This is a genomic window from Sorangiineae bacterium MSr12523, assembly GCA_037157775.1.
In the GTDB taxonomy this organism is placed as follows: Bacteria; Myxococcota_A; Polyangia; order Polyangiales; family Polyangiaceae; genus Pendulispora; species Pendulispora brunnea.
Map to the genome: position 1 here is coordinate 10287437 of CP089982.1, position 22928 is coordinate 10310364.

The following is a 22928-nucleotide window of genomic DNA, read 5'->3' on the forward strand; positions in this document are numbered from 1 at the left end:
GCAAAGGGGGCGGTGGGGAAGTTTGGGCGGTGCGCGATCGCGTGAGCGGGAGAATGCTCGCGCTGAAAGCGCTGGCGCTGGACGCCGGGACCGAGGAGCGGCTTGCGCTGGTGCGCGAGGCGATGGCGCTATCGGGCCTCGAAGGCCTGGGCGTCCCGCGCGTGGTCGCGTTCGGTGCGCTGCCCGACAGCGGACGGCGCTACCTGGTGCGCGAGCTCGTGCCGGGCGAAAGCCTGGAGGATGCCCTGGAGACACGGCCGGCCCGCGATCTGCTGCTGGCCGTCATCGGCGCGAGTCAAAAGCTCACCATGCTGCATCGCGCGGGGCTTCTGCACGGGGACATCAAGCCGGCGAACATCATCGTGGACGATGCGGGAAAGGCCACCTTGGTCGACCTGGGGCTCACGGTGACCTGGCGCGCGCGGCGGGGAACGCAGGCCGAGGGGCTCACGCCGAAGTACGCCGCCCCGGAGCTTTTCCGCGGGGAGCCGCTCACCGTGCGGGCCGAGGTGTATTCGCTGGGAGCCACCTTGGCGGAGGTGCTGAAGCGAAGTGGGCCCGCACCCGAGCTGGCGGCAGTCGTGGCGCGGGCGATGGCCGAGGAGCCGAGTGCGCGCTTTCCCAGCGTCGACGAGTTCGCGAGCGCGCTTCGGCATGCGGCGCACCTCGCGCCGTCGTCGTTCGGGCGCGAGAGCAACGGTGCGGAGGTGCGCTCGCGCTCGACGTTCAATGCCGAGGAGCCCGGGTGGCCGGTGCTCGGGCTGGAAAGCGTCGCGCAGACCTTGAGCGAACAGGTGGCGGGGCTCTCGCCCGGCGATGGGCTAGCCATCGTCGGACCGCACGGCTCCGGGCGGACGACCTTGGCGCTGCGGCTGGCGTGGACATTGGGCATCGAAGGCCGCACGGTGGCGCGCATCGAAGCGCCTGCCGAAGGTTCGCCGCTTGCGGCGACCGACTTTCCACGCAGCTTGCTGTCGATGGCCGAGGTCGTTGCGCTGGAGCTGGGTGCGGTGGCGGACGCCGATCGGTCGTCGGCGGTGATCATCATCGACGACGTGCACCTCCTGGGGAGCGAGGCCCGCGAGGTCGTGCTTCGCGCATCGCGGCAGGGTGCACGCATCGTCGGCGTGGGGAGCGTGGAAAAGGTGGCGCAACTCTGCGATGGGCAGACGGAGCGCTTCGACGTGCCCAAATTGGATGCGCGTGCGGCCGAGGAGCTCGTGCTGCGGGCCATGCCTTCGCTGCCGAAGGCGCTCGTGAACCATTTCATCGAGCGGACGGCTCATGTGCCCGGCGCCCTGCGCGCGGCGTTGCGCAAGGTGGGCGACCGTCCCCTCATTTCCATCGACGACATCGATGCCGTGTTGCAGAGCGAGCATCGCGCGGTGCAGGCGCCCGCGTCGGTGGCGCGCGAGGATTGGTTCTTGCGCGCCGAGCGGCTTCTCGACACCGGCCGCATCGACGAAGCGGAGCAGGAATTCGCGCGGCTGGGCGATCCGGTCGACGTGCACGAGCGCGTTCGCCTGGCCGTGGCCCACGGGCGCATCGCACTCGGGCGGGGCGATCCCGCGGCGGCCGCGGCCAAGCTGGACGGCCTCGAGCCGGCGGCACGCGATACGTCGAAGTATGCGCGGGCGTGGAAGGTGGCGCGTGCGCGTGCGTATCTGCGTAGCGGGGCGTACGCCGAAGCGGCCACGCTCGCGGAGAGCGCCATCGAGGGCGACGATGCGCGATCGGCGGACGCGCTGTCCGTGCGGGGCATCGCGCTCGTCTTCATGGGCAACGGGGAACAGGGGCGCGCGGAGCTCGAGCGCTCGCTCGAACTGGCGCGGCAGGTGAGCGACCGCCGCCTGGAGGCCGTGGCCCTCGGGGCAATGGCCATCGTGCACCAGCGCGCCGGCGAAAACGGCAAGGCGCGCGAAGCCTACGAGCAATCCCTCGCCGCGGCGGAGGACGCGCGCGATGCGGGCACGGTGGCGCTCACCCGGTTGAACCTGGCGGGGCTGGCACGCGCCGAGGGCGATCTGGCGCTGTCGCTGACGCACCTCGAGGCCGCCGTGGACATGGGACGCCGCGCCGGCGGGCTCCTGGCCTTGCAGGGCGCCCTGCTCAACCTGGCAAACCTCGATTTGTACCTGGGCCGCTACGCGCGGGCGCGTGCCTCCATCGACTCGCTGGCAGCCGCACGCGCGCAGCTTTCGCCGATCAACGAGGCCATGCTCGTGGGCTTCGAGGCGGAACTTGCCGCGCGCACGGGCGACGTGCCCCGGGCCTCGGAGCTCTACGAGGAATCGGCGCGGATCTGGGAAACCACCGGCAGGCCGCTCGACGCCGCCGAATCGCGGCTCGAGGGCCTCCTCGCGCAGGCCGACGCACGCGGTGCCGACGCGGCGGCCTTGGGCCGAGGCCTCGCCAAGGTCCGCTCGGCGCTGGGACCTTCGGGCTTCGGCGAGCACGAAGCGCTCGCGCAGATCGTCGCCGGCGCCATTGCGATGCTCGCGGGCGACGAAGGCGCCGCGCGGCAGGCCTTCGATCGCGCACACGACCAGGCCGCGCAAGCGGATCGCCGCGAATGGCAATGGCGCTCCTTGGAAGCGCGGGCACGGCTCTCGTCGGTCCAGGGCAACAAGGCGCTGGCACGGCGCGACGTCGAGGCGGCACTGTCCATTCTGGAGGAAACGGCGGCCAAGCTGCCGCGCGATCTGCGCGAGGTCTTTTGGAACGATCCGCGACGGCATGCGCTGCAGGACGCCCACAGCACCTCGCACGTCACCATGCCCAGCGCACCGCGCACGACCTCGTGGTCGCGCCGGGCGCCCGCGCCAGCGGAGGACCGGCTGGTGCGCATCCTGGAGATCACGCGCGAGCTCGCGAGCATCCATGACATCGGGCACCTGCTCGCAAAGGTCACCGATCATGCGATCGCGCTGCTGGGCGCCGAGCGCGGCTTCGTCGTGCTCACCAACGCGACCGGCGAGCTCCAGACGCACACCTCGCGCGATCGCAAGGGCGACGATCCCCACGCGCAATTCTCGCACTCGGTGGCCGAAAAGGTCGTCCGCACCGGCGAGCCGGTCATCGCCACCAGCGCCCGCGACGATGCGCGCCTCGCCGAGGCCGTGAGCGTGCACCAGTTGATGATCCAGTCCATCGCGTGCGTGCCCATCTCGCGCGAAAACGAGACCATCGGCGCTCTATATCTGGAGACGCGACTTCGCCCGGGCGCACGCTTCACCGAGGAGCTGCCCACCCTCGCGGCGTTCGCCGATCAAGCGGCCATCGCCATCACCAATGCGCGGCTCATCGCGGAGAATCGGGAGCGCGCCGACGAGCTCGCGCGCGCCAACCAGGAGCTCGAGGCGGCCCACGCCAAGCTTTCCGAGCTCCTCGGCCGGCGCACCGAGCAACTCCAGGTCACGCGGCGGAATTTGAAGGAGGTGCGCGCACAACTCCGCAGCCACTTCGGCTACGCGGGGCTCGTGGGCACCAGCGCGGCGATGCGCAAGCTGTACGCGATCATCGAGCGCATCAAGGACACCGACGTCCCGGTGCTCATCACCGGCGAAAGCGGCACCGGCAAGGAGGTCGTCGCCAAGGCCATCCATGCCTCGGGCAACCGCGCCAAGAAGCCGTTCCTCGGCGTCAACTGCGGCGCCATCCCGGCGAACCTCCTCGAGAGCGAGCTATTCGGCCACGTGCGCGGCGCCTTCACTGGCGCCGACCGCGATCGCAAAGGCCTCTTCCGCGAGACGGAGCAAGGTACCCTGCTGCTCGACGAAATCGGCGAGATCCCCATCAAGATGCAGGCGGGCCTGCTCCGGGTGCTGCAAGAGCGCTCGGTCCGCCCCGTGGGCGGCGTCAAAGAGGAATCGTGCGACGTGCGGATCGTCGCCGCCACGAACCGCGATCTCTCGCACATGGTTGCGGAGGGAACGTTCCGCGAGGACCTCTTCTACCGTTTGCACGTCGTCGAGCTGCGCATCCCGCCGCTGCGCGAGCGGAGCGAGGACATCCTGCCGCTGATCGACCATTTCCTTTCCATCTTCGCCGCACGCTATCGGCGCGAGCGCAAGGCGGTCGATCGTGAGGCGCTGCGTCGTCTTTCGAACTACGACTGGCCCGGCAACGTTCGCCAACTCGAACATGTGCTCCTCAATGCATGGCTCATGAGCGACACGAACGAGTTGCAGCTCGAAGACTTCGAGCTGCCGGATGCCACGAGCGTGCGCCCGACAGGGGGCGCGGCGGGCCCGCCCTCGACCACGGGCACGCGTGCGGTGGCCCGCAACAAGGCGGAATACAAGGACTCCGAGCGCCAGCGCATCCTGGATGCGCTCGCCGAGTGCAACTGGAACCGGGTGCAGGCGGCTCGGTTGGTCGGCGTCCCTCGCCGCACCTTCTATCGGCGCCTCAAGGAGTTCGGGATTATTTGATGTAACCTTCGGGCCGCTGCGGCGTATTCACGCGTTTCAAGGAGGCTTTCCATGCCGTGCCTATCCATTCGCGGTCTCGTTTCATTCGTCGCCATCTCCACCGCGCTGCTTGCTTGCCAGAAGGATTCGACCCCGCCGGAATCGAGCTCCAAGGCGACCACGAGCGCAGCCACAACGACCGAACCGGCCGCTGCAGCTCCGGCCGCTGCCCCCGCCCCCACCGTCGCCAACCCGGCCGCCGCGACAGCTGAGCCTACCGCCGCTGGCGAGCTCGAGGTTGGGAAGCCCGCGCCGGAGCTGAAGGCCAAGGCGCATGACGGTACCAGCATCCAACTATCGGCTTTAAAAGGGAAATCCGTCGTCATCTACTTCTACCCGAAGGACGAGACGCCCGGCTGCACCAAGGAAGCCTGCTCGTTCCGCGATGCGTGGAATCAGCTTGGGAAAAAGGCCGTCATGATTGGCGTTTCCGCCGACGATGACGCGTCGCACAAGAAGTTCGCCGAGCACCACAAGCTCCCCTTCTTGCTCGTGAGCGACCCCGATGGCGCCATCGCGAAGTCCTTCAACGTCCCCTTCGTTGGCGGACTCACCAAGCGGCAGACCATCGTTATCGGCCCCGACGGGAACGTGAAAAAAATCTACCGCACTGTGGACGTGACAAAACACGCCGCGGAGATCCAGAGCGACCTAGGCTGACGATCGGCAGACCACGAAGCCGTAGACAGGGGGCCGCCGTAGTGGTAGTGGCTCCCTGCTTTTCAAGCGAAATTCCCGCACGATTGCCCTCGCTTCTTCTGTAAGAAGAGAGGCCTCGAACGGGGTCTGGAAGGACCTAGGGACGGATCTATGTCACTCGTGATGATGGGTGCGGTGGAATCGAATCTGGCACGCGCCGCGGAAGGCGCGGTCAATGTCGATTTCGACCTCACCGTGGTCGGCCAAATCGTCCTGTTTCTCATCTTGATGGTGGTGCTCAAGCCCACCCTGTTCGATCCCATGCTCAAGCTCTTTGCCGAGCGCGAGAAGCGGATCCAGGGGGCCATCGACGAGAGCCACGTCATGGACAAGGAGTCCGAGGAGGCGGAGGCCAAGTATCAGCGCGAGATGCAGAAGACGCGCGATGCCGCCAATGCCGAGCGCGAGAAGCTGCGCGCGGAAGCCGTTCGGACGGAAAACGAGATCATGTCCCGCGTCCGCGCCAGCACGGCGAAGACGCTGGAAGACGGCCGCAAGCAGGCCGAGACAGAAGCGACGCAGGTGCGCGCCGCACTGCGTGAGCAGTCGAAGCTCCTGGCGCAAGACATCGCGACCCGCGTGCTTGGACGAGAGGTGCAGGGATGAGCGACCAGCACGAGCAGCAGCACGCACCGGCCCAAGCCGCCGGCGAACACGGTGGAGCACACGGGGCACCTGCCGAGCACGGTGCCTCAGGTGCGAACGGCGCCCACGAAGGCCACGGAGATCATGGCCCGGGCGACATCAACTGGTTCGAGTTCAAGCCTGGCTCGACACCGTACATCGCGAACGTCATCAACTTCGCGATCCTCATGTGGATCTTCTGGCGCTTCGGCCGCGAGCCCATCGCGAAGGCGCTGTCGAGCCGCAAGTCGAGCATCAAAGAGCAGCTCGACAACGCGCAACGCATCAAGAAGGAAGCGAAAGAGCGCGCCAAGCAGTACCAAAAGAAGCTCGAGCACCTGGAAGAGGAGCAAGGCGCCGCGAAGAAGGGTCTTCTCGAGGCAGGCGCCGTCGAGAAGCAGCGCATCGTGCAGGAGGCCGAAGAGCAAGCGGCCCGCATGGAGCGCGACGCGAAGGCGCTTCTCGCCAGCGAGATCGCCCAGGTGAAGCAAGACCTGACGCGCGAGACGGTCGAGAGCGCGGTGGCAGCGGCCGAAGAGCTTCTGCGCACGCGCATCACGGCGGCCGATCACGAGCGCCTGGCCGAGAATTTCCTGCAGGATCTCGCCGCACGCAACGCGAAGACCAAGCCGGCCTCGCCCACGACGCCGCCGTCGGGTCCGCGCGGCCCGGGTGGCACCGGAGGCGGGTCGACGCGTCCGCCGCTGCCGCGTCCCCCGGCGAGCGTTCCGCCGCGCCCTGCGCCGCCCAGCAACGCGCAGCAGACGAATCATTCTTCCGGAGGCACGGAGTAAATGGTCAACACCAACGTTGCACGCCGCTACGCGGCCGCCATCCTCGAGATTGGGCGGGAGAGCGGCAACCTCGGCGCCTTGGTCGAGGAGATCGTCTTCTTCGCGCAGAATTACCAGGCGAGCGCGGAGCTCCGGAACGCGCTGGAGAATCCGCTGGTCTCGTACGACGCCAAGCGCTCCATCCTCACGGACATCGCCGATCAACTCGGCCTCGGGCAAACGGCACGCAACACGCTGCTGCTCTTGAACGAGCGGCGCCGCATGCGCGTGCTGCCGGACATCGCGCAGCAGCTCAAAGAGAAGACGGACCTCGAGCGAGGTGTCGTGCGTGCGTCGGTGACGACCGCGGTGCGCCTCAGCGAGGGGTACTACGCGAAGCTCCAGGCCGAGCTCGAGAAGATGACCGGCAAGCGCGTCGTCCTCGACCGCCGTGAGGACCCGTCGATCATCGCCGGCGTCATCGCGCGCATCGGCGACACCGTCATCGACGGCTCGATTCGCACCCAGCTCCAAGAGATGAAACACGCGCTGCTGCCGGATGCGTCGGGCAGCGCCTCCAGTCCGGCCTGAACCAAGCCCCCAGGCCTCCCCCTCCCAAGTTTTCCCGCCGACCGCGGCCCGCACCAAAGAGACGAGAACATGCAGCTTCGCGCCGAAGAGATCTCGCAGATCATCAAAAAGCAAATCCAGAACTACGAGCGCGCTGCGCTCACGCAGGAGACCGGAACGGTTCTCAGCGTGGGTGACGGTATCGCCCGTGTCTACGGCCTCGAAGGAGCCATGGCCGGCGAGTTGCTCGAGTTCCCCGGCAACTTGGTGGGCTTGGTGCTCAACCTCGAGTCGGACAACGTCGGTACCGCCCTCTTCGGCGACACCAGCGCCATCAAGGAAGGCGCCATCGTCAAGCGCACCGGCCGCATCATGGACGTGCCCGTGGGCGAGGCGCTCATCGGCCGCGTCGTCAACTCGCTCGGCCAGCCGCTCGACGGCAAGGGCCCCATCGAGTCGCCGCACCGCCGCCGCGTCGAGGTGAAGGCGCCGGGCATCTTGGCGCGCCAGCCGGTCAAGGAGCCGCTCCAGACGGGCATCAAGGCCATCGACGCCATGGTTCCCATCGGCCGCGGTCAGCGCGAGCTCATCATCGGCGACCGCCAGACGGGCAAGACCGCCGTCGCGATCGACACGATCATCAACCAGAAGGGTCTCGGCGTTTACTGCTTCTACGTCGCCATCGGGCAGAAGCAGTCCACGGTCGCGGCCGTCATGGACAAGCTGACGAAGTTCGGCGCCATGGAGTACACGACCATCGTCGTGGCCGGCGCGAGCGAGTCGGCGCCGCTGCAGTTCATCGCGCCGTACACCGGCGTGACCATGGCCGAGTACTTCCGCGACACCGGCCGCCACGCGCTCTGCATCTACGACGACCTGTCGAAGCAAGCCGTCGCGTACCGCCAGCTTTCGCTCCTCCTCCGCCGTCCGCCGGGACGCGAGGCTTACCCGGGCGACGTCTTCTACATCCACTCGCGTCTGCTCGAGCGCGCTGCCAAGATGGCCGAGGAGTTCGCGGTCGTCCCGAACGGCACGACGGATTGGAAGCAGGTTCCCGCCGGCGCCAAGGTCCACCTCGGCGAGGAAGGCAAGCACGAGGCCGAGGCCGAGGCGAAGGAGAAGGGCAACGGCAGCACGGTGCTCCGCAACCCGAACTCCGGTGGTTCGCTCACGGCGCTCCCCATCATCGAGACGCAGGGCGGTGACGTTTCGGCGTACATCCCGACGAACGTCATCTCGATCACCGACGGCCAGATCTTCCTCGAGACGGACCTCTTCTACTCGGGCGTCCGTCCGGCCATCAACGTCGGTATCTCCGTTAGCCGCGTCGGTGGTAACGCGCAGATCAAGGCGATGAAGAGCGTCGCCGGTACCCTGAAGCTCGACCTCGCGCAGTACCGCGAGAAGGCGGCGTTCAGCCAGTTCGCCAGCGACTTGGACAAGGTTACGCGCGACATGCTCGATCGCGGCGTGCGCCTCACCGAGGTGCTCAAGCAGGGTCAGTACGTGCCGCTCCCCGTCGAGCGCCAGGTCGTTCTGATCTACGCAGCGACGAAGGGCTTCGTCGACGGCCTGCCGGTGGACCGGCTCGCGTCGTACGAGAAGGAGCTCTACGCGTACCTCGATGCGAACCACCCCGAGGTGTTCGAGAAGGTCCGCACGAAGAAGGTTCTCGACAAGGAGCTCGAGGGAGAGCTGAGGGGCATCCTCGAGAAGTTCGGCAAGGCTTTCGGTAAAGGCGGCAAGTAGGCATGCCGAACCTAAAGGCCATCCGCAAGCGCATCACGAGCGTCAAGGCGACGCAGAAGATCACGCGCGCCATGAAGATGGTCGCGGGTGCGCGCCTCAATCGTGCGCAGCAGCGCATTCTTGCGCTGCGTCCGTACGCGCTGAAGACGCAAGAGGTGTTGCAGAGCGTTGCGGATTCGATGCGTGAGCACGCCGAGGACGAGGCGGCGAAGGTCGATCCGCACGATCCGGACGAGCTCTTTCACCCGCTTCTCGAGTATCGCCCCGAGAAGAAAGTCCTCTACGTCGTGATGACCGGCGACCGCGGTCTGTGCGGTGGCTTCAACGCCAACGTCAACAAGGCGACCGATCGCGAGCGCAAGGAGCGCGAGAGCGGTGAGCGCGCCGCGGAAGCGGAGTTCGTGACCATCGGGCGCAAGGGACGCGAGTACCTGCAGCGCCGTGGAGCAACCGTCGCGCAGGACTTCCCGGGTCTGTACGACGGGCTCAATCTGGAGAAGGCGCGTCAGGTGACGCACTTCATCGTGTCCAACTTCGAGAACGGCACCTACGACGCGGTGTACCTCGTATACAACGAGTTCAAGAGCGCCATTTCGCAGAAGACGACGGTGGATCAGCTTCTGCCGATCCCGAAGAGCAGTGAGAAGGCCGACAAGAACGACAAGAACGACAAGAACGACAAGAGCGACGCGCTGAAGGCGGAGTTCCTCTACGAGCCGAACCCGCGCGCGCTGCTCGAGCGGCTCGTGCCGATGTACATGGACATCTCGATCTATCGCGCGTTGTTGGAGACCCAAGCGGGCTTCTTCGGCGCGCAGATGACCGCCATGGACGCCGCCACGCGCAACGCCAAAGACGTGATCGCGCGTCTGTCGCTCGCATACAACCGCGCGCGCCAGGCTGCCATCACGACGGAGCTGATGGAGATCATCGGCGGCGCCGAAGCGCTGAAAGAGTAAGCGCCCATAGCGCGATGCAGTGCAACGAGCACGGGAGCCTCTCCCGTGCTCGTTGGCGTTTAAGGCAGCCTTAGCGAACCGACCTGACCGGGATCGGGTAGCGGATGACGAAGCAGACCGGGAAGCCAGGTTCCTCGGAGAGGCCGATGGTGGCGCCGAGCTCCTGCAACGCGAGGCGGCAGAAATAGAGACCGAGGCCGCGGTTGAGACCCATGCCTTCGGCCTCGGTGCCCACGGCGCGGGTGAAGAGGCGGTTGCGGATGGCCAGCGGGATGGGCGGGCCTTCGTTCTTCACGCGGATTTCCATCGTGTCCCGGACGGCGTGCGCCGAGAGAACGAGCTTGCCGCGCGCCCGCGTATTGCGAAGTGCGTTGTCGACGAGGTTGTGCAGGACGCGCGAAAAGAGATCCGCATCCGCATCGACGGAGGGAAGCTCCTCGGCGGCATCGATCTGGAGCTCGACCTCGCGCTGCGCCAGCTCGGGCTCGTAGGCGGCAACGACGCGACCGAACAGCTCGGGCAGACTCACGGAGCTGAGCCGAAGAGCCAGGCGCCCTTCCTCACACCGGGCCACGTCGAGCAGGTTGGCGATGACGCGGAAGATGCGATCGCTCGCATGCCGGCACTCGGCGAGGGCACCGCGCAGGACGTCGAACGAGGCATCCGGAGGGAGTTGCTCGAGCACGAAGTCGAGGTTGAGGGCCACGGCCGAAAGAGGGCCCTTGAAGTCGTGCACCAACACGGGAGCAATGTCTCCGAAGGTGCGTGGCGTCGCCTCGAGCGCTGGTAGAGAGCGCGAGGCCGTGACGGATTTAGCGGCCATCTTCCTCTATTTAGAGAGAACGGCTCGCTGCGAACAAAAGTTTAGCCCCGATATGCAACGGACCGACGATTTCAATCCGCCGCTACGGCTGGGCTCAAAGAAAGGGGTTCAGGTGCGGCTCCGCAGTGCCTCCCCCGCGCACCTTTTGTAGGCCAAAGCTCCCGGTGCGCACACCGAGGCGCACGATGAGCAACAAGGCAAGGACCACATCGACGGCGGCGACGAGGGACTCCATTTCGGGGTGAATGCGCAGGTACGCCCACGCCATGCACGCCCCCAAGGCCGCCGCGGACAAGGGAACGAGCCATCGCCAGGCGAGGCCGATGAGCATGCGCGTTTCGATGGCCGAGGTCATGCGGCGACCCCGGGCGACGAGGTGCGCGATGCCGTGCATCTTCGCGAGAAAGAGAACGCACCCGAGAAGCGCGTAGAAGCCGTTCGTGCGCTGCGCCCCCGGCGCGAGCATCGGAAGCGTCCAGCCGCCGAGGAAGACCGCGGCGCAAAGGCCGGCAAGCGCCAGCACGTGCACCTGCTCGGCGAGGGAAACGATGCCGCGCGCAGCCGGCGAAAACCGCTCTTTGGTGGTCGACGCGAGGAAGGCAAGAAAGAGAAGGAAGGCCGGCGGCGAACGGAAAGCAATCCACTCCCAAGGCCAGCCGCCCTGCACCGACGCAATGTCGCGAAGGCGGAGGGAGCCGGCGATGCTGACGGCGCCGATCAAGGCGAGCACCACGGGAAGTTCGAAGGTGACGATGGTGAACACGCCGCGCAGGCGGTTCGTGAGGGAACCACCTGCGAGAAGTGCCAGAGTGGCCAAGGTCATCCATGAGACGATGGCGAAGGTCGGGACATCGAGCTCCGCGATGAGGCTGCGCGACGCCGTCGAGAGCGACGAAAGAAGCGTGAGCAACGCAAAGCAGAGCGAGACGGTGATGGCGACCATGAGGCGCTCACGCCGCGGCGGTGCATGCGGTGCGACGGAAGAGCGGGGCGCGCTGGCAAACCTCTTTTCGAGCCAGGTGATGGGACCACGCGACGGGGTGAAGAAGAGAAGCACGACGAGCGTCGCCGCAATGGCGATGAACGCGGCGCCAAAGACGTCCGTCGGGATCGAGCGATCCACACCGAGGGTGTGCACGGTGCGCTTTTCCTCGCGCGCCGCGGCGCCGCGTCGGAGGGTGATCTCGACGTCGCGCACGCCGCTCGGGATGACCACGTCGGCGAGCTTGCCGATGCGCACGCCCGCAAACCCGACGAGAACGTCGTCCGCAAGGATCCCTGCCTCTTCGGCGCGTGATCCGGCATCGACTTTGGCCACGCGGAGTCCCCGCTCCCCCGTGGGCTCGGTGCCGTGAATGCCAATGGCCGCGAGGGTCTTCTCCCCTTCGGCAGCGCGTTCGGCAATGACCGAGGGCGAATCTTCCGGCGGGCGCAAGTCGAGCGTCACCTGGTGGAGAACGGCGGTAACGGGCGGCGCTCCTTTGGACGCAGCGGCAAATGAGACTTCGAGATCGCCCTCGAAGGTGGTGTGCCGCCGATGGTCGGCGATGCCGCAGAACTCGGCGTCGAGCGCTTCCGTGTACGCAACCTCGATGCTGTCGCGCCCCACGACGGTGCCGTCCGCGTCGATCACAGCGCCACGCGCCGGCCGCTCTCCGGGCCGATAAAGCGTCCCACGAAAGGCGATGCGCGCCGCCTTTCCCTGCGGGAAACCTGCCCCGGTGATCTCGAGCTTGTCGCCCACCTCCGCTTCCCGGGGCGTCAATTCCGTCACCGAAATGAGCTGCGGCGCCGGCTCCGCCTCACAGCCGAGCACTGCCGCGCCCAGGGCCACCACGAGAAACGCAACGAACGATACGAAGACGAATCGAGGCATGCAGATCGAGTCCGCCGCCGATCTAAGCGCGCCACCCACCCCAGGTCGAAATTCCTACGAACAGCGCCGTTAATTCGCCCCCGTGCCGCGGCTTCGATAGGCTGGCCGGATGGGGGCTGCTTCGCTTTCGGTCGAGCACGAAGGCCTCGTTCTACTCTTCCGGAATCGGCCCACCCTCGCCGCGGAGTGCTTACGCGACCTTCTCGGCTGCCCAGTACCGGAGTTCGCCAGCGTGGAGAGCGTCGACACGCAGGTCGCGCAGGTGGTGGCTGCGAATCGCGCGCCGGATCTCATCCTCGTTCTCCGAGATGAAGCAGGCAGGCCGCGGCTCGTCCTCATCGTCGAGATGCAACGCGGTGTGGATCGAAAGAAGGAGCGCTCGTGGCCGCTGTACATCACGGCGGAAGCCGCGAAATACGATTGCGATGCGATGCTGCTCGTCGTCGCCATTCAGGAGACGGTGGCGACATGGGCACAGGGCCCCTTCCCGACTGGCCATGCGGGCTTTTCGCTACAGCCACACGTGCTGGGTCCTTCGGCCATTCCGCTGATCGATGACCCTGTTCAAGCTGCCAACGCGCCCGAGCTCGCCGTCCTCTCGACGATGACGCATGTGAAGCGCAAGCCAACGGAGGATGCTGCCCTGTTGGCGGGGGCTATCCTCGGGGTGTGCCGCCAGCTCGACGAGGAGCGAGCGTCGGTTTATTCTGACCTCATCATCGCTTCGATGAGCGAGGCGGCCCGAGCCCACTTGGAGAGTTTGATGGCATCCGGCAACTACGTTTTCCAAAGTGACTGGGTCAAGAGGAACATCGCGCTTGGAAAGGCCGAGGGACTCGCCGAGGGTGAGGCCAAGGGCGAGGCCAGGGCGCTGTTCGCTATTTTGGAGGCTCGAAAAATCCCGGTGCACGACGAGGCGCGGGCGCGCATCGCGGCGACGATGGATCTACAGGTCCTCGAACGGTGGATTCGGCGCGCGGTCTCCGTGACGTCGGTGGACGAGTTGTTTCACGACTGAAAGATCCGCCGCGGTCGGCTTTGTGGTAGGGACGGAGCCGATGCAGATTCCGGTCGTCGAGGCCATCGTTCTTGGCGTCGTTCAGGGAATTACGGAATTTTTGCCGATCTCGAGCGATGGGCACTTGGCGCTCGTGCAGCTTCTCTTCGGTGGGCAAGCGGACTTGGCGACGACCGTCGTGCTCCATGCGGGCACGTTCGCGGCGACGTTGCTCGTGCTGCGCAAGCGCGTCGTCGCGGCCGTTCATGAAGGTGTGCGCGGCCTCTTTCGGCCTTCGCTGATGCGCGAGACGCCGGGCGGGCGCGATGCCTTCGTCGTCATCCTGGCGAGTGTGCCGACCGCGCTCGTTGGACTCACCTTGAAGAAATCCGTCGAGGAGTGGTCGAGCTCCCCCATCATCGTGGGCGCCTGCCTTCTCTTGTCGGCGGTCGCCGTAGCCTCCACGCGGTGGTCGCCCGTAGGACGCGAGCTCACGCCATCGACATGGGGCTCCGTCCTCGTGGGGCTCGCGCAAGGCAGCGCCGTGCTTCCAGGGTTGAGCCGCAGCGCCATGACCATCGCGAGCCTCCTCTGGCTGGGCGTGCGCGCCGATCGCGCGTTCGAGTTGTCATTCCTCATGTCCTTGCCTGCCGTGTTCGGCGCCATCGTCCTCGAAGGCCGGCACGGGTTCGGACCCCAGACGGGCGGCGCCTTCCCACTGCTCGCGGGCACCGTGGTCGCGTTTGGCGTGGGCATCGTCGCCCTTCTCGCACTGCGTCGTGTCCTCGTGGGCGGCAAGCTTGCGCTCTTTGCGGCCTACCTCGTGCCCCTGGCCATTGCCACCATCGCCTGGGGCTACGCGCGGCCGTCGTACACGCCGTAGCTATAGCTGTGGTAACACCTTGCGCATGGCCGCAAACGTCTACGCAGTGATCATGGCCGGCGGCGCCGGCACGCGGTTCTGGCCTGCATCGCGCAATCATCGCCCCAAGCAGCTTCTGGCGCTGGGCGGCGACGCCAACGAGTCGCTCCTCGCGGCCACCGTTCGGCGCCTCGCGCCGCTGGTCCCGGCCGATCGCGTGTACATTGCAACCGGTGCTCACCTGATCGACGCGACCGCGGCCGTCCTTCCCGACGTCCCGCGCGCGCAACTCCTCGCCGAGCCGGTGCCGCGCAACACTGCACCGTGCATCGGATGGGCCGCGGCCACCATCGCGCGCCGCGATCCCGAGGCGCTCATCGCGGTGCTGCCGAGCGACCATTACATCCTCGATGAACCGGGCTTTCGCGCCACGCTCGAGCGCGCCCTCGACGGCGCGCGGCAGGGACGCATCACGACCATCGGCATCGTCCCCACCCGGCCCGAAACGGGGTACGGCTACATCGAGCTGGGCGCCGAACTCGCGCCGGGCCTCTCCTCGGTGGCGCGCTTCGTGGAGAAACCGAACCGCGCCCGCGCCGAAGAATACGTCGCGGGCAAAAAGCACCTGTGGAACGCGGGGATGTTCTTCTTCCACGCAAGCGCCATGAAAAAGGCCATCGCGGCGCACCTGCCGGCCCTCGCCGCAGGCCTCGACCGGCTCGACACGGCCGCCAAAGACGGCAACGAAGCCGCCGTGTTGGCCGAAGTCTTCCCCACCCTGCCCAGCGTGTCCATCGACGTCGGCGTCATGGAGAAGTCCGCAGATCTCGCCGTCGCACACGGCGATTTCGGCTGGAACGACGTGGGCAGTTGGGAAAGCGCCTGGGAGCTCGCAGCGAAGGACGCTTCGGGCAACGCCCTGCCGGACGGCACCGTGGCCGTCGACGCGCACCGCAACCTCGTGCGCGACCTCACGACCGACAAAAAGAAAAAATTGGTCGCCCTCGTCGGCGTGAATGACCTGGTCATCGTCGAGACCGACGATGCCTTCCTGGTCATCCCGCGCGAACGCGCCCAAGACGTTCGCGCCGTCGTGGATGCCCTGCGCACCCGCGGCGACACGAACCGGATCTAAGCTAGCGGAACTTCCGCGACGCCCGCTTCTGCGCTGCCGGCGACTTCGCGGCCGCCGGCGAGCTCATTTTGCCCTTCGCCCCGGAACCGCGGGTCGTGCGTTTGCCCTTCTTGTTCGCGTACGGCTCGTACGACACCCCGCTCGCGGGCGGCGCATCCGACGCGGCGACTCCGCTGAGCGACTCGAGCCGCTTCAACTCGTCGCGCAGGCGGGCCGCCGTCTCGAACTCCAGGTTTTCGGCCGCGGTGAACATCGCCAGACGCAGCTCGGCAATCTTCTCCGCGAGATCGTCCGTCTCGGCGACCGCGTGGTGGCCCGCCTTGCCGTCACGCCCCACCTTGGGCACGTTCAAATAGTCAATCGTGCCCGCCGCCGGGTTCACGTTCATGACCGCGCGCACCACCGTCTGCGGCGTGATGCCGTGCTCCTTGTTGTAGTCCTCCTGCAGAGCCCTACGACGGTTCGTCTCCTCGATGGCCTGCTTCATGGCCGGGGTGATGTGGTCCGCGTACATGATGACGCGACCATTCACGTTGCGGGCGGCGCGTCCGATGGTCTGAATCAGCGAGCGCGGACTGCGCAAAAAGCCTTCTTTGTCGGCATCGAAAATGGCGACCAGGCTCACCTCGGGAAGATCGAGGCCCTCGCGCAAAAGGTTGATGCCCACGAGAACGTCGAATTCCCCCAATCGCAGATCCCGCAGAATCTCGATACGCTCCAACGTATCGATATCGGAGTGCAAATACCGAATACGAACTTTGAGTTCGCGGTAGTAATCGGTCAGGTCCTCGGCCATGCGCTTGGTCAAGGTCGTGCAGAGCACGCGCTCGTTCTTGGCCGCGCGATCGCGAATCTCCGTGAGAAGGTCGTCGACCTGCCCGGATACCGGACGCACTTCCACCTGCGGATCGGTAAGGCCCGTGGGGCGAATCAATTGTTCGACGACGACGCCTTGGGCCTTCTGTAGTTCGTATTCACCCGGGGTGGCCGAAACGTAAATTGCTTGTTTGACCCGCTCCTCGAATTCCTCGAATTTGAGCGGCCGATTGTCCATCGCGCTGGGCAAGCGGAATCCGTATTCCGACAGCGTCTCTTTGCGCGCGCGGTCGCCGCGGTACATCGCCGATACCTGCGGCACCGTCTGGTGCGACTCGTCGACGATGACCAGGAAGCCCTCGCGGAAATAATCGAGCAACGTCGGAGGCGGCTCGCCCGCGGCGCGCCCGGAGAGGTGGCGCGAGTAGTTCTCGATGCCCGTGCAGAACCCCATCTGCTCCATCATTTCGATGTCGTATTGGGTTCGCTGCTCCAGGCGCTGCTTCTCCAGGAAGCGCCCTTCCCGATCGAAGAGGGCCAGCCGATCCTGCAGCTCGTCGCGGATGCTCGAGATGGCCCGGCGCATCTGCTCCTGCGGCGTCACGTAGTGCGAACCGGGGTAGATCGCGTAGCGGTCGAGCGAACCTTTCACCTTGCCGCGCAGCGGGTCCACCTCGCGGATGGCCTCGATGGTGTCGCCGAAGAACTCGACGCGAATGGCGGTGTCCTGCTCGTAGGCCGGAAAAACCTCGACGATATCGCCGCGCACACGGAAGGTGCTTCGGTGGAAGTCGACGTCGTTTCGCTCGTATTGAATGTCGACCAGCATGCGCAGAAGCGTGTCGCGCCGGAATTCCTCGCCGGTCTTCAGGTCGATGAGCAGGCCATGGTACGTCTCGGCGCTACCGATGCCGTAGATGCAGCTCACCGAGGCCACGATGATGACGTCGCGGCGCGAGAGCAGCGCGCGCGTGGCCGAGTGGCGCATGCGGTCGATCGCGTCGTTCACGATCGCGTCCTTGTCGATGTACGTGTCGCTCGACGGGACGTACGCTTCGGGCTGGTAATAATCGTAGTAGCTGACGAAGTACTCGACGGCGTTGCTCGGGAAGAGCTCCTTCATCTCGCCGTAGAGCTGCGCGGCCAGCGTCTTGTTCGGCGCAAGGATGAGCGCCGGCTTTTGGCTCTGGGCGATCACGTTGGCAATCGTGAAGGTCTTGCCCGAGCCGGTGATGCCGAGCAGGACCTGATGCTGCTCGCCCCGTCTCACACCATCGACCAACTCTCGGATGGCCGCCGGTTGATCCCCCTTGGGCTCGAAAGGTGTCGCAAGTTGGAATACTCCGGACATGGACCTCCCATCATCGAACGGCAGCTACCTTAGCGCAAGTGGTGGCTTGCTCCGAACAAGGTCGTTCAGGTTTTGGGGGGCTCCGCCTCCGACGTCCAGGCTTTGGGGGGCTCCGCCTCCCCAGGCCCCCGAGAGGAAGCCCCCGAGAGGCCGAAGAGTCCGCCGCACATTGTGGCGGGCCGTCTTTTCTTCGGTCACGATAAAGTGGCCGGAATGACATCTAGGCCGCCGCCTCCCCCCGCTGGACCTTCGCGCATATCCACTCTGCCGCCTCAGAAAACCCAGGTGGCATTTCTCGGCCTCGGCGCCATGGGCGCACCGATGGCCGCGAACGTGGCGCGCAAAGGTTTCGCGCTCCAAGTTTGGAATCGCCATCACGAGCGCGCCCAATCGCTCACGGCGCTAGGGGCCAAGGTCAAATCGTCGCCCGCGGAGTGCGCGCGTGGGGCTCGCGTCATCGTCACGATGGTGCGCGACGAGTCCGTGCTCCTGCAGCTGCTCTCGCGGCCGGATGGCATTCTGGCCGGCATGGACAAGGACGCCGTCATCGTCGACATGTCCACCATCGGGCGCGCGGGCGCGCTCAAGGCCGCAGCGATCATCAAAGAAGCGGGCGGGCGCTTCGTCGATTCGCCGGTGGGCGGCACGGTGGGGCCTGCGGAACGCGGCGAGCTCGTGGCGTTCGCGGGCGGACGCTTGAACGATGTCTCGCGCGCGCAGCCGGTGCTCCTGGCGATGTGCAAGCGCATCATCCACGCCGGCGACGTGGGCCAAGGGCAAGCGCTCAAGGTGCTGGTCAACGGCCTCGGCGTGCACCACCTCATTGCGTACACGAGCATGCTCGCGCTCGGCGAACGCGCAGGCCTGACCCGGCGGACCATCGTCGAGGCCTTTTCCATCGGAGCGTTCGCCTCGCCGCAGTACGTGGGCAAGAAGGAAAAGATGCTCGCGAAGGATTATTCCCCGGAGTTCAGCCTGGATCTGATGCTGAAAGACGCGCTCCTCAACGTGGATCTTCAGCAGGAGGCAGGGCTGCCGCTCCCCGTCCTGCGCGAGGCACTGCGGGCCATCGAGAATGCCATCGAGGAAGGGCTCGGTGAGGAGGATCTGTTCGCGCTCGAGAAATACTATCGAAACCTCTGATAGTGTTCCTCGCCTCCCGTGTCGTTCGTCGCTGCGCTCGCCCTGTTCGTCGGTGTTCTCGTGGTCGCGCCTTACCTGGCGCACCGCCTGCGGCGTAAACGCGCCGACGATCGGCCCTTCGCGCCCGCGCACCTGGTGCCCCCGGCGCCGCCCCGGGCGCGGCGTCGCTCGCGGCTGGAAGATCGCGCGCTCTTTGCCACACGCGCGCTCGCTGTGTTGGCGCTGGCGCTGCTCGGGGCATCGCCCCTCGTGCGATGCTCGCGGCTCGCGTTGCAGCGTTCCAGCGGTGCGTCGGTGGCGTTGGCCATCGTCCTCGACGACTCGATGAGCATGCGCGTGCGGCTCGACGGCGGAAAAACCCGCTTCGAGCGTGCGCTGGATGGCGCGCGCGAGCTGCTCGGTTCGGCGCGTGAAGGCGACGCCGTGGCCATCGTGGCTGCGGGCGAGCCCGCACGCGTGGCGCTCGCCGCAACCACGGATCTGCGTGCGGCGCAGGCCGCGCTGGATGGGCTCACGGAGAGCGATCGCGCGACCGATCTGGAAGGCGCCATCGCCATGGCGCGCGCGCTGGTGGGCCAGCTTCCGCAGGTGGACAAGCGCGTCGTCGTGCTGAGCGATCTCGCCGATGGGCACTCGGACAAACCGCCGCTCGGCGAAGGAAGCGAGATGCCCGTGTGGATTGCGCTTCCAGAGCTTCGTGCCTCGGGAACGGACTGCGCGCTGCTCTCCGCCGATCGCGCGGGCCTGCGCGTGCGCGTGCGCGTTGCGTGCAGCCCGGGAGCGACGGCGCAGGGGCGCGAGATCACGCTCTCCGCGGGGGAAACCGTGGTGGCGAAGGGCGCCGCCCCGCAGACCGCGCCGGCCGATGCCGTGTTGATGCTCTCCGCGGAGCCGACGGGCGAGCTCATTGCGCAGCTGGGTGGCGCCGACGCCATTGCGACCGACGACGTCGCCACGGTGATGACCGAGAGCGGGCCCGGTGCGCTGGCCGTCATCGGCGATACCGCAGCGGAATCGGCGGCCACCGGCGGTGCACCGCTCATCGAGCAGGCGCTGGCCGCGCTCAAGCTCGAGATCGGCGTGCGCCCCATTCCGGTGTTCCCGGAGCGCGCTGAAGATCTCGCGCCGTTCGTGGGCGTGGTGCTCGACGATCCGCCGGGGCTCACCCCGGAGCAGCGCCGCGCGCTCGGTGACTTCATGGACAACGGCGGCGTGGTGCTGCTCGCGCTGGGGCCGCGCGCGGCGGTGGCACCGCTCGGAGCCTCGCTCGAGCCGATTCTCGCGCACGCGGTGCGCTGGGAGCTCACCAAGGTGCCGGGCGCCGATCCGGGCAGCCCGCGCGCGGGGCTCGAGGAGGCGGCGAGCACGATGCTCGAGCTCGATGCGAACCACCGTGCCATTCTCGATGCGGAGGACATCGGCAAGCTGAATACGCTCCTCGCGTGGAAGGACGGCCCCCCGCTGGTGGCCACGCGCACGGCAGGTCGCGGCGAAGCGTGGCTCGTCACACTGCCCTTCAGCATCGACAGCAGCGATTTGACCCTGCGCCCCGGATTCCTCTCGTTGCTCGACATGTGGGTCGAACGGGCACGCATGCACGCCTCCGCACGACGCGGTGAGGTGGCCGCCCCGTGGGTCTTTCCGGGTGTGCGACGCCTCGTCGTCACCGGCCCAAAGGGACCGATCGAGGCGCAACGCGATGGTTCGACCTGGCGTGTGAGCCCGCCCCTCATCGGGAATTACCGCGTCGAATTCGACGATGGAAAGCGGGAAATCCGCATTGCCACACCGAGCGCGCGCGAGCTCGACATGCGCCCGCGCGCGGCCGCGCCCAACACCGCCGGCCGCGATTTCGGCGATACGCGTGCCGCGGTCGATGTCTCCTGGGTGGTGGCGCTCATCCTCCTCTTTCTCACCGCGTGCGAGCTCGGGCTGCGCGTCTTTTCGTCCACCGTACGCCCCGTCGAACCGTGAGATACTGACGGCATGATCTCGTTCCAGAGAGCACTTGCGTTGCTCGTGTTCGTGACCGGGTGTTCGGGCCCAGGTCTCTATGGTCACTCGCCTCGTTATGCCCCCCTGCCCGACGAAGAATCGGCCGCCGCAGGTGTTCGCGAGTACGACCCGGTCATGTATGCGCGCGAGCCCGAGGAATGGAAAAAGCGAAAGAGCTCGCTCTTCGGCGTCGTGACATCGCGCACGCCCGGCGCAGGCGGCGCGGCCTACCTTACCGTCACCGTGCGAAGGCTGGAGCCGCGCAACCTCTGCGACAGCATCAACTCCGATGACACGTGCCGCGTCACCGTGAGCGATCGCGACTTCGGCGCCGTCCACGCGTTGGTTCGTCTCAAGCCGGAGGACGACGTCGGCGAGATTTCGCTCGGCCCGGGATCGCTCGTGCGCGTGATCGGCACCTTTGGACAGGACACGGACGCCGGCGATGGAGGCCCCATCCTCCGCGCCGACTATTACCGCCACTGGCCGCGTGGCTACTTCGTCACGCGCGCCGACGCCAACGAGATGCGACAGTGAACACCGAGATCAAGCTTCCCGCGCTGGCCACGGCGCATTCGCACGCCTTTCAACGCGGCATGCGCGGTGGTGCGCAGCGCCGGGGCACATCCAAGGACGACTTTTGGTCGTGGCGCGGCCTCATGTACCAACTCGCCAACGCGCTCACCCCCGAGTCCATCGGGCACGTGAGCCGCGTGGCCTTTCGCGAGCTGCGCCGCGCCGGTGTGCGCACCGTCGGCGAGTTCCACTACGTGCACCACCAGCCCGATGGCACGCCGTACGAGCAGCGCACCTTGCTCTCCGAGGCGGTCATCGCCGCCGCCAAGGCCGAGGGCCTTCGCATCGCACTTCTACGCGTCGCCTACCATCGCGCCGGCGCCGGCCGGCCCGCCGAGCCGATGCAGGCGCGCTTCTGCGATCCCAACGTCGACGCCATCCTTTCCGACGTCGAAGCATTGCGTGCAAAATACAAAGACGATCCCGACGTGCGCATCGGCATCGCGCCCCATTCGGTGCGTGCCGTCCCGCCCGAGTGGCTCGCCCCGCTCGCGGAGTACGCCGCGCGGCATGGACTCCCTTTTCACATGCACGTCGCCGAGCAGACACGCGAAATCGAGGAGTGCGTCGCCGAAACGGGGCACCGCCCCGTGGAGCTCCTGGCCGATCGCGGCGTTTTGTCGCCGCGTTTCGTCGCCGTGCATGCGACGCACCTGACCGACACCGAGGCGCGTCTTCTCGGGGAAGCGCGCGCCTTTGCCTGCATCTGCGCCACCACCGAGCGCGATCTCGGGGATGGCTTGCCGGATTTATCGGCCCTGCGCACCTCGGGCGCACGATTGTGCACGGGCATCGATAGCCATGTCATCACCGATCCTTTCGAGGACATGCGCTCCCTGGAGACGCACGAGCGCCTTCGCACGAGAACGCGCGTCACCTTCTCGGCCGAGCGCTCCCCGGCCGAGCAACTCTGGCGCGAAGGATCCATCGAAGGCGCCGAGGCGTGCGGATTCTCCGACACGGGCGGAAGCGTCATCCTCCGCCGCGATCACCCAACGCTGGACTTGGTGTCCGACGACCTGGTCCTGGACGCCGCCGTCTTCGGCGGAGGACCGTGGCTGGTCGATCGAATCGACCCGTGATTTAGGCATTGCCCTCGCGTCAAAGGTGTCGCGCGAGGGCGACGGCCTCGGCGTGCGCGTCGAAGTAACGCGCGCAGCCCGAGCAGCATAGGTACACGGGCCGACCGCGATAGCTCCGCTGCAGTGTCGTCTCGGTGATCTGAAATGCAGCACCGCTCACGGGGCAGCGCGTGGAATCGCCGAGCTTCGCGTCCGGCTGAAGCACCAACCCCGCGGGAGCCTCCGCCGAGCCGCAGGACTTTTGACAGCCGCGGAAGGACTCGTCGATGGGCTCCTCCGGAGCGAGCGCCGTCTTTTCCTCGACGTGCTGCGATTTGCAGCCGATAGCCAACGCCGCCGTCACGCCACAGGCAATGGCAGCGCGCCTGGTGAACAATTTTCGTTTGTCGATGGCGTGCATGCGAGTTTAAGTACATACTAATTTAC

The 22928-nt window shown here is 66.8% G+C and carries 18 protein-coding genes; 14 read left to right on the forward strand and 4 right to left on the reverse strand.

Annotation, left to right across the window (positions count from 1 at the left end; translation table 11 throughout):
• Positions 1 to 29: 29 nt before the first annotated feature.
• The 7 genes from LZC95_40285 (at position 30) to atpG (ending at position 9846) form a co-directional block, all read left to right on the forward strand.
• Positions 30 to 4433, forward strand: coding sequence for a sigma 54-interacting transcriptional regulator (locus LZC95_40285; protein ID WXA92674.1), 4404 nt, complete (start codon positions 30 to 32; stop codon positions 4431 to 4433).
• A gap of 51 nt (positions 4434 to 4484) precedes the next feature.
• Complete coding sequence (locus tag LZC95_40290) at positions 4485 to 5132, forward strand: peroxiredoxin (GenBank protein WXA92675.1); 648 nt, start codon at positions 4485 to 4487, stop codon at positions 5130 to 5132.
• 150 nt (positions 5133 to 5282) lie between these two features.
• On the forward strand, positions 5283 to 5777 hold the full coding sequence (locus LZC95_40295) for an ATP synthase F0 subunit B (GenBank protein ID WXA92676.1): 495 nt from the start codon (positions 5283 to 5285) through the stop codon (positions 5775 to 5777).
• A complete protein-coding gene (locus tag LZC95_40300) occupies positions 5774 to 6589 on the forward strand; it encodes an ATP synthase F0 subunit B (protein ID WXA92677.1) in 816 nt (271 codons plus the stop codon). The genes LZC95_40295 and LZC95_40300 overlap by 4 nt, the downstream gene beginning before the upstream one ends.
• Positions 6590 to 7159, forward strand: coding sequence for an ATP synthase F1 subunit delta (gene atpH / locus LZC95_40305; protein ID WXA92678.1), 570 nt, complete (start codon positions 6590 to 6592; stop codon positions 7157 to 7159).
• 69 nt (positions 7160 to 7228) lie between these two features.
• Positions 7229 to 8887 carry a F0F1 ATP synthase subunit alpha gene (gene atpA / locus LZC95_40310; GenBank protein WXA92679.1) on the forward strand — a complete coding sequence of 553 codons (1659 nt, stop codon included), beginning with the start codon at positions 7229 to 7231 and terminating at the stop codon, positions 8885 to 8887.
• A 2-nt stretch (positions 8888 to 8889) separates the two neighbouring features.
• Positions 8890 to 9846 (forward strand): ATP synthase F1 subunit gamma, encoded by a 957-nt coding sequence (gene atpG / locus LZC95_40315; protein WXA92680.1) that lies wholly within the window; start codon positions 8890 to 8892, stop codon positions 9844 to 9846.
• Positions 9847 to 9916: 70 nt separating this feature from the next.
• Here the strand turns inward: atpG and LZC95_40320 are convergent, their stop codons facing one another.
• Both LZC95_40320 and LZC95_40325 read right to left on the reverse strand, forming a co-directional pair.
• Positions 9917 to 10669 carry a HAMP domain-containing histidine kinase gene (locus LZC95_40320; protein WXA92681.1) on the reverse strand — a complete coding sequence of 251 codons (753 nt, stop codon included), beginning with the start codon at positions 10667 to 10669 and terminating at the stop codon, positions 9917 to 9919.
• 94 nt (positions 10670 to 10763) lie between these two features.
• Entirely contained in the window at positions 10764 to 12545 is a 1782-nt protein-coding gene (locus LZC95_40325; protein WXA92682.1) for an NADH-quinone oxidoreductase subunit H, read from the reverse strand.
• A gap of 109 nt (positions 12546 to 12654) precedes the next feature.
• On the opposite strand from LZC95_40325, the gene LZC95_40330 reads away from it, so the two are divergent.
• Genes LZC95_40330 through LZC95_40340 form a run of 3 tightly spaced genes read left to right on the forward strand, consistent with a single transcriptional unit; the run spans position 12655 to position 15539 of the window.
• Positions 12655 to 13563 (forward strand): hypothetical protein, encoded by a 909-nt coding sequence (locus LZC95_40330; protein WXA92683.1) that lies wholly within the window; start codon positions 12655 to 12657, stop codon positions 13561 to 13563.
• A 40-nt stretch (positions 13564 to 13603) separates the two neighbouring features.
• Complete coding sequence (locus LZC95_40335) at positions 13604 to 14425, forward strand: undecaprenyl-diphosphate phosphatase (protein ID WXA92684.1); 822 nt, start codon at positions 13604 to 13606, stop codon at positions 14423 to 14425.
• Between the two features lie 25 nt (positions 14426 to 14450).
• Positions 14451 to 15539, forward strand: a complete 1089-nt coding sequence (locus LZC95_40340; protein ID WXA92685.1) for an NTP transferase domain-containing protein — start codon at positions 14451 to 14453, stop codon at positions 15537 to 15539.
• 1 nt (position 15540) lies between these two features.
• On the opposite strand, the gene uvrB is transcribed toward LZC95_40340, so the two are convergent.
• Positions 15541 to 17706: an excinuclease ABC subunit UvrB gene (uvrB, locus tag LZC95_40345; protein ID WXA92686.1), complete on the reverse strand. Its 2166-nt coding sequence runs from the start codon at positions 17704 to 17706 to the stop codon at positions 15541 to 15543.
• A 285-nt stretch (positions 17707 to 17991) separates the two neighbouring features.
• Between uvrB and LZC95_40350 the strand changes: the two genes are divergently transcribed.
• Genes LZC95_40350 through LZC95_40365 form a run of 4 tightly spaced genes read left to right on the forward strand, consistent with a single transcriptional unit; the run spans position 17992 to position 22502 of the window.
• A complete protein-coding gene (locus LZC95_40350) occupies positions 17992 to 18849 on the forward strand; it encodes an NAD(P)-dependent oxidoreductase (GenBank protein ID WXA92687.1) in 858 nt (285 codons plus the stop codon).
• An 18-nt stretch (positions 18850 to 18867) separates the two neighbouring features.
• On the forward strand, positions 18868 to 20823 hold the full coding sequence (locus tag LZC95_40355) for a VWA domain-containing protein (GenBank protein ID WXA92688.1): 1956 nt from the start codon (positions 18868 to 18870) through the stop codon (positions 20821 to 20823).
• Between the two features lie 12 nt (positions 20824 to 20835).
• Positions 20836 to 21381 (forward strand): hypothetical protein, encoded by a 546-nt coding sequence (locus LZC95_40360; GenBank protein WXA92689.1) that lies wholly within the window; start codon positions 20836 to 20838, stop codon positions 21379 to 21381.
• Positions 21378 to 22502, forward strand: coding sequence for a formimidoylglutamate deiminase (locus LZC95_40365; protein ID WXA92690.1), 1125 nt, complete (start codon positions 21378 to 21380; stop codon positions 22500 to 22502). The genes LZC95_40360 and LZC95_40365 overlap by 4 nt, the downstream gene beginning before the upstream one ends.
• 19 nt (positions 22503 to 22521) lie before the next feature.
• On the opposite strand, the gene LZC95_40370 is transcribed toward LZC95_40365, so the two are convergent.
• Positions 22522 to 22902 carry a hypothetical protein gene (locus LZC95_40370; protein WXA92691.1) on the reverse strand — a complete coding sequence of 127 codons (381 nt, stop codon included), beginning with the start codon at positions 22900 to 22902 and terminating at the stop codon, positions 22522 to 22524.
• Between the last annotated feature and the right edge of the window lie 26 nt (positions 22903 to 22928).